This is a genomic window from Actinomadura sp. NPDC048955 (genome assembly GCF_040649435.1).
GTDB lineage: Bacteria > Actinomycetota > Actinomycetes > Streptosporangiales > Streptosporangiaceae > Spirillospora > Spirillospora luteofluorescens.
The window spans coordinates 1-7,164 of record NZ_JBEZJI010000124.1; the positions used below are offsets into that span (position 1 = coordinate 1).

Consider the following 7,164-nt stretch of genomic DNA (forward strand, 5'->3'; position numbering starts at 1 on the left):
GAGGCGAGCGGAGCCGGGCAGATCGCGAAGCGATGCCGCGTTCGCCCAGGCCAGGTCACGTAGCGAGCCGCCAGGCGAGCGAAGTGGGCCGGGACTGTGAAAACACCGCCTAGGCGCGGTGCCGATGAGCAGCCTTTGCGTTAGTCGAGCCGGCGGCGGACGGACCGTCAGTGTCACCTCCACCATCGTGCGCGCCCATCAGTCCTTCACCGGAGCCGCAAAAGGTGACTAGGCCGGACAACCCGACGTTGGGGTGGTCACACGCTCGGGCGACGCCGTGCCTTCGTCGCGCCCGGCCAGGTTGGTGGAGCGGTCGCCCGCGAACGCGGCCAGGAAGCCGGGAAGTTCTCGCGCAGCAGCGACCGTAACATGTTGGACGCCCGAGTCCGCCGCCAGATGGCGTCCTGGTGGGCCCGGGCCAGCACCGCAACTGAGCGGGGGCCGAGTCGGTGTCGTCGGGCAGTGGCCGGTGAGCGTGCGCGTCGGGGCGCAGACCCTTGGCAGGTGCAATACCTTCTCGGCCACGCCGACCTCAACACCGCTGGCCGCTACTTTCGGGCCGGGCAGCGAGAGGTCGCCGAGCTGATCGAGCGCGCGTTCCCGTAGAGCCGGTCACGCTGATGCTGGCGGCCACCATACGATCTAGCGAATGGAGCCAGGAGGCGAAAGCCTGTGCGACGGCTTCGCCGAGGCGGTCGACGTTCTCTCGCCGCCGGTCGACCTCTCGATCAGCCCGTACACGTTCTCGCATTGGGTGTTTAGGACGGCCAGCAGTGCGCGGGCCTGCTTTCCCTTCGCCTGTTCGACCAGCGGGGGGTGGCTGGTGGAGTTGGGGCTTGCGCAGCGCCTGGTGGAGCCGTTGAGCAAGCGCGTCGTTCTCGCGGTGTCGTCCCCGGGACGCAGCGCTGTGGCGGTGCGAGCGCGCGAGAGCTGACCGGCGGCCGCCGGTGTCAGGGCGAGGCCAGGACGGCGCGGGCGTCGCGGCCGGCCAGGTTGGTTGTGCGCCCGGCGAAGGCGTCCAGGAAGGTCGGGCAGTACTCGCGCAGCAGTGACCGCATATCGTTGGAGGCCCTGGTGCGCCGCTAGGTGGAGTCCTGTTGGGCACGGGCCAGGACCGGGATGGCGTGAGCGAGGTGGGTGTCGTCGGGCAGCGGCCGGTGCGCGTGGGCGTCGGTGCGCAGGATGTTGGCGAGCATCATCGTGTCGACATGGTCGGACTTCGTGCGGAGAGCGTGTGGCGTTCCCGGTAGCGGGCCACGGCCATTGGATTGATGTAGCTGCGACGGCCTGTGCCCCGCAGCGCGGGCACCAGCAGGCCGCGAGGGGTCTCGATGGCGACGGGGGATCGGCTCGGCGGGGTCGTCGCCGGCTTCGGTGAGCATCTGCAACAGCTCGCCGAAGTTTTCGGCGGTGTCCTGAGCAGGGGCCTGATCGAGTCCCTCAGGGCAGCGATGGCGTTCGCCATTTTTGGCCATACTCGGGGCCTTTCTCCTGCATCTGCCGTGCCACATCGGGTGAATGCGACACGAGCACCTCCCAAGCTTGACGTGAACTCCCTAGTGAGGGGCCGCAAGCCCAGCCGAGTGACGGTTGGCGGAAGGTGCTCGTGTACCTCGTCTCTATCAGTCAGCGATCATGCCACCGCTGAGGTTGGCGATTGCTCCGGTCATAGCGGCGGCCCGGTCCGAGGCGACAAAGGCGGCTACGTTGGCGATCTCAGCGACGGTAGGCAGCTGCTTGCGCAGTGTCCGGTCTGCCATGCGGGCATGGAATGCGTCGCGAGGGATGCCGTGAGCGTCGGCGTGGAGCCCGTACACCTCTGCGAGCTGGGGCGTTTCGGGCATCCCGGCCGCGTTCAGGCAGACGACCCGAACGCCGTGAGGCCCGAGTTCGGCGGCCAGTCCCCGGGACAACGCCTCAATCGCCGCCCATGCCGGTGCCATACCACCCATGAAGGGGACTGCGGTCCGTGAGGGGCTCGCGGTGATGGTCAAGATCACGCCGGATCCCTGGTCGGTCATGTGGTGGGCGGCGGCTCGAGCGGTCAGGAAGTTGGCCTTGGGATAGGTGGCCATGGGAAGGTCGAAGTTTTCGAGTGGCAGGGACACGAACGGGATGCCTTGAATCCCCGTCTGAGGCAGGCTGACGGCGTTGAATGAGATGTCGAGGGAACCGGCGCTCTGGGCAACTGCGCTGGCGTGGGCCTGGACAGCTTCCGCGTCCAATACGTCCACGGTGGCGACATCGGTGACCCCACCCGCGGCCTGGATCTTTTCGGCGGTCTTCTCCAGACCGGCACTAGAACGCCCGGCGAGGAAGACCCGCGCTCCCTCCCCGGCGAAAGCTTGAGCCACCGCGCTGCCGATGGCTCCGCTCGCTCCGTAGACGATCGCGTTCTTGTTTTCTAGCAGCACTGTTACTCCTGGTTGTTGTCTCGCATAGACGGCCTCGCTGAGATGAAGACGGCGCTTGAGCCGAGCACACCCTTGCGTCACACCTACCGACCATGCGGGGGATGCAAAGGAATCGGTCGTGGCTTCCGGCGTCCCGCATGCTGCCTCTACTGCACGAGACGCTTCCCGGTCTTCCTGGTTACCGGTCTACTGGGCTGGCCGGACGCGACACTCGCGCTGTCCTCGTGCTTGCGGTCTGCCTCGCCAGTGGCAGCCAAGCTCTTGAGCGCTCGCAGCGCCCCACTCGTTGCCCCGGACCGGCCGGCAACGCGTCTGGGCCTCGGCGCTCCAGCGAGGGCAAGGAACTTGGCGCCCGGCGCTCGCCAGAATCGGCGAGCAGCTGGGCCTGGTCCCCGAACGCCAGAGCTTGAAGGCCTATACCGGGTCGGCGTGCCCACCTGCTCTCGAGGCTAGGGAGACTACTCAGGCGGTGAGCCACTCGCCCAGAGGTTGGAGTCGTCGGCTGAGCCGCGCCGTCCCGCAAGCACCAGGCGGGAGAGGCGCTGCACTGGCCGCGGGATCCGGCACGCCCATGGTGGAGCGATCCAAAGCGGTTCTCGACAGCTCACACGCCCGCACGGACGAGGACTCCGTAACCGGCCGGTCTGATCGATCGCGTTTGACCGGGCTCGGCACACCACGTGATGACCGATGTGCGCGACATCTCGCTTACTCTGGCGTCTGTTGACGGCAGCCGACGTAGCTGGTCGATGGCGGCCAGACGCCCCCTACCCGAAGTCTCCGTCGGCTGCTGGCTGAGCTGTAGCCATCCCTCTACTGGCGAGGGCTGCCAGCTGAATCTGTTGCAACCTTTAAGTGCCATCGGAGGTCCGTCGCCGTCGACTCGCCAAATGAGATCGCTTCGAAAGCGGTCTTGCTTGTGAGACCACACTTCGTGCTCTAAGGTTTTGACCTTAATCGCCACCGTTCGCGGCCGGGAGTCCGATGCGACGCAATGACCTCAACGTTCCGCCAGGGCATCACCTGGTGGTCCGCCGTGACCGTGACGGCACCGACCGCATCACCATCCACCGTACTCGCGGCTTTGAGTTCTACGGCAGCACCAACATCGCCGGCTACGTACTGGACGCCGCCCTCATGCACGAGCTCCTCGGCAGCGCGAAAATGCCAGGTGTCTGGCACCAGACCTGGAACGCCCTGGTAGCCCGCCAATCCGGCAAACGCACCGGATACGTTGAGATAACCCAAGCCCAACTCAACAACGACTTCGGAATCGCGCATGGACACATCGCTCTGGCCATGCGCTACTTCGCCGACATCGGATGGCTCCGCAAGGTCCGCAACGGCCTATATCAACTGAATCCGTGGCTCACCTTCCGCGGCGTCTCGTCCGAGCAAGAGTTGCTCCAAGAGGAATGGCTTCGCGCAACCGGCGGTCTAATCTGCCATATACCTGACCGCGACTATCCTAAAGCCTGGCGGGCCGCACGGGAAGCCGCCAGAGTCGCCGAAGCCAGGACCGCGCGCCGCGCCCGGTTCACCATCCTCGACGACCAGATAGTCGAGAGTGAAGCCGGTGTTCAGCGGGATGACACTCAAGGCGAACTGTTCGACGTCGGCCCGACACGGGGCGTCGCAGTGATCAGTTCCAGCCCCCCGGGTACCTCTTCGACCGCGACGATGACGACCAGCATGGTCGAGGCTCTGGAGTGGACCCCGCCCCGGTCAGGGGTCCAGGACACCACATCACAACCACGCCCTGCCCAATCCGTCAGGCAGATCACCGGGTCGACTGAAGACACGGCCGCCGCCCAGCTGGGACGGCGGATGCGCGCGGAGCGGTCCGCTGCTGGCCGCGTACGTCTGGCCGCAGAATCTATTGGACCGGGTGCCACTCCAGGACAAGTGCGTAAACTGTTGGAGTCCCTTGGATTCAATGAATCCCCAAACACGGTCAAATCGACCCTCCGGCGGGCCCGCCGGCAAGCGTCATGACGATCTGCGGCGCGGCCCGGGGTCACAAGGTGACCCCGGGCCGTCTCCGTCGAAGGAGCCGATGATGTCCACCCACGAGCCTGAGTTCCCGACGGACCAGCCGGTCGTATTCCCCCGTGGTGCCTTGTCCTTGCTCGCCAGAGTGGACTTGACGCCCACGGCCTTGCGCGTGCTGATGATGCTGATCGACCATCATGACCCGGAAACCGGCGTTGCGAAGTTGTCGCAGAACGAACTGGTCGCCGCTGGGGCTGGCGCCAAGCAGCAGGTCAACACAGCGATCAGGGCACTACGTGAAGCAAACCTCGTTACCGAGGCCGGGTATGGAAGCTACACCCTGCATCCCTTGCTGACCGACGGAGCAACCCCCAGCCCTGTGACTGAGGTCCCAGTGATCAGTGCGCTGGATCCTCAACGCTTCTCCGAAGTGCGCAGGCACCGCTATGCCAAGCAGGGGCAAGCGATTCTGCTTGCCAGAAGGCTGAACCGGCAGCGGCTGCGCGCCGCCGTGCCTCACAATGCCTAACCCTCCAGGAACTGGCACACAACAGTAGGTATGAAACTTGGAACGGTGCACGGAGGACCTACGTGCACGAGTAGCAGATCAGGACTTCAAACTCGGACTGTCGCGTGATCGTGCCCCCAGAAGCGCGGCGCACCGATTGTCGCCATGCAGCGCGCCAGCGGAGAGTTGGCGGCCGAGCCGCGCTTCGAGGGCGCTCACCTCGCTGGCGCGGCCTCGGCTACCGCCACCGCCACCAACTCGCCCCCGCCGGACCCGACGACCGGTCCGGCGTCCGGTTCAGCGTCCGGTTCAGCGTCCGGTTCAGCGTCCGGTTCAGCGATGGCCTGGTCGCCGGGGCACAGCAGCACCACCACACCGCCGTACCCGCCACTGGCCTCGGCGCCGTTCTCGGCGCGCGGCGCTGAGACGTCCTCAGCCGCGCCTGGATCCCCTGGCGGGCAGGCCGGGCAGCCTGGTCATCACCGTGCGGCGCCGTGGGTGCCTCCTGAGTGGGTCTGCGGTGCTCTTACGCCGGTAGAGCCGGGTCATCATCGACCAGTGTGCTGGCCCAGCAGTCCGGCGCCTTGAACGAACCTGCCCAGCACCGCCGCTGTAGTAGCACCGAACGACTCCGCAGCATTTCGATATGTGTGGCGTTTGGGCTGGTCTTGGGCCGCTTGGAACGGGTGTGCAGGCCCTCGGTGCTCTCGGCCTGGTAGCGGCGAGACCAGACGGAGTACGCCTGCCAGCTGATCCCGACATACCGCCACGTCATCGCAACGCTGCCGGTGACCTGATCGACGTGGCGGATGACCGTCAGGCGGCGCTTGGCCTCCCGGTCCAGCCGAGGAGTGGGGCGGTCGAGTTGGGGGCCGGGAGTCGATATGAGTGATCTCCGTGGTCGGCGCAGACCCAGGTGTCAACGGTCACCGTCAGATTTCGATCTAGCCGCCTGTTGCAGGGTGTGTTCGGAGCGGCACGGTCATCCCCGCATCAGCGCGTCCCGCGCATCCAGCACGGGCGCCACACAAAGGAGACCACTCATGACCAAGAGTGCTCCCATCGTCAACGCCATCGCCGTCAGCGGTTCTCTTAGCACTGTCGGCGCGGAGACGGGCGCTGCTGGCCGCGCGGTTCCGGGAAGTCAACGGCGACCACCCGATGACCGCCGACGACGACGCCTATGTCACCGCCTGGTTCACCGATCTGGAGGAGTTGTGCCGCGCCACCGGCCGCGACCCCGGACAGGTGCGGCGGCTGGTGCTAGAGGGCAGGCTGCCTCTGCCCTCCTACTTGCGCTCCGACGACGCGGAGATGGTGCCGGCGGATCTGTTCGGCCTCGCTGACCGGGCCGGAGGCGTCGAGGCGCTGGAGGGCTGGTTCCTCGAGCACTGGGAGGACCAGGCCGCCGCCAAGGAGGAATGGGGCGCCTACCTGGACGGGCAGTTCGTATGCCTGCGGTCGGTGACGCCCCACAACATCCAGCGCAAGGGCACCCTGGTCACCGCGATCGAGGCGGCCCCGGGCGAACCGGACGCCGGGACACCGGCTTGGACACGCCGGCTGCACGCGCTGGTCGACGAACTCGACGCGCTGGAGCCGCCGTTCACCGCCTACGACCGGCTGAGGTTTGCCGGCCCGGTGTCGCGGGATCGCTGCATCAACGCCGTCCGTGCCCGCCACCCGCGCGCCGCTTGACCTTCGCCAGCCTTGCCTGGGGGGCGGTGATGGCCATTGCCGTCGGATCTCAGCGGAGGAGCGCGGCGTCCAGGGTGGCGAGCCGGAGCGCTTACGGCGGCGCCTGCGCGGCGGTGCGCATGATCGTTGGCCGTTCGTGCGGGTGATGTCTACGCGCGCCAGGCGCTGCGGCGTTGACTACGATGCCCTCCAGCCGCTGCGGATCCTTCATTCAGGGCGAACCCGCCCAGGGGAGCTACAGGCACTCAAACGCACCTTGTTCGTAGCGCGTTCGCCCCCCTCTCCGGCCACTGAGCAAGGATGACAACTACGACCGCAAGCGACCCCAGGGCACGAAGCACAACGCCGCCCTAATCCACCGGGCGCGCCGCCGCAGCGACGTCATCTACGCCATACACCCGCGACCAACAACCCCCGACCCGCACGCGAATTGTGGAGAGTGAAGACTGCCTGAATAACGGCAGTTAGGGCGTGATTCGGAGTGGGGGTGAGTGTCGGCGTGTTGTGAGCCGGACGCAGTGAGGTCTCCGGTAGATGGTTCATCGACCAAGA

Annotated in this window: 6 protein-coding genes; 4 read left to right on the forward strand and 2 right to left on the reverse strand. The window is 66.7% G+C overall.

The annotated features are described in order from the left end of the window. The first annotated feature begins 649 nt into the window (after positions 1-649). Positions 650-934, forward strand: a complete 285-nt coding sequence (locus AB0C84_RS44855; RefSeq protein ID WP_361078752.1) for a hypothetical protein — start codon at positions 650-652, stop codon at positions 932-934. 688 nt (positions 935-1,622) lie between these two features. Here the strand turns inward: AB0C84_RS44855 and AB0C84_RS44860 are convergent. Beyond that, positions 1,623-2,414 carry an SDR family oxidoreductase gene (locus tag AB0C84_RS44860; RefSeq protein WP_361078755.1) on the reverse strand — a complete coding sequence of 264 codons (792 nt, stop codon included), beginning with the start codon at positions 2,412-2,414 and terminating at the stop codon, positions 1,623-1,625. Positions 2,415-3,398: 984 nt separating this feature from the next. Here AB0C84_RS44860 and AB0C84_RS44865 point away from each other — a divergent pair. Beyond that, positions 3,399-4,409, forward strand: a complete 1,011-nt coding sequence (locus tag AB0C84_RS44865; RefSeq protein WP_361078758.1) for a hypothetical protein — start codon at positions 3,399-3,401, stop codon at positions 4,407-4,409. Between the two features lie 61 nt (positions 4,410-4,470). Next, the gene (locus tag AB0C84_RS44870) at positions 4,471-4,935 is read left to right on the forward strand and encodes a hypothetical protein (protein ID WP_361078760.1); all 465 of its coding nucleotides are present in this window, start codon (positions 4,471-4,473) and stop codon (positions 4,933-4,935) included. 505 nt (positions 4,936-5,440) lie between these two features. On the opposite strand, the gene AB0C84_RS44875 is transcribed toward AB0C84_RS44870, so the two are convergent. Then, positions 5,441-5,830, reverse strand: a complete 390-nt coding sequence (locus AB0C84_RS44875) for a leucine zipper domain-containing protein (RefSeq protein WP_361078766.1) — start codon at positions 5,828-5,830, stop codon at positions 5,441-5,443. A gap of 245 nt (positions 5,831-6,075) precedes the next feature. Here AB0C84_RS44875 and AB0C84_RS44880 point away from each other — a divergent pair, with 245 nt between their 5' ends. Beyond that, a complete protein-coding gene (locus tag AB0C84_RS44880) occupies positions 6,076-6,612 on the forward strand; it encodes a DUF6058 family natural product biosynthesis protein (RefSeq protein WP_361078763.1) in 537 nt (178 codons plus the stop codon). Positions 6,613-7,164 lie beyond the last annotated feature (552 nt).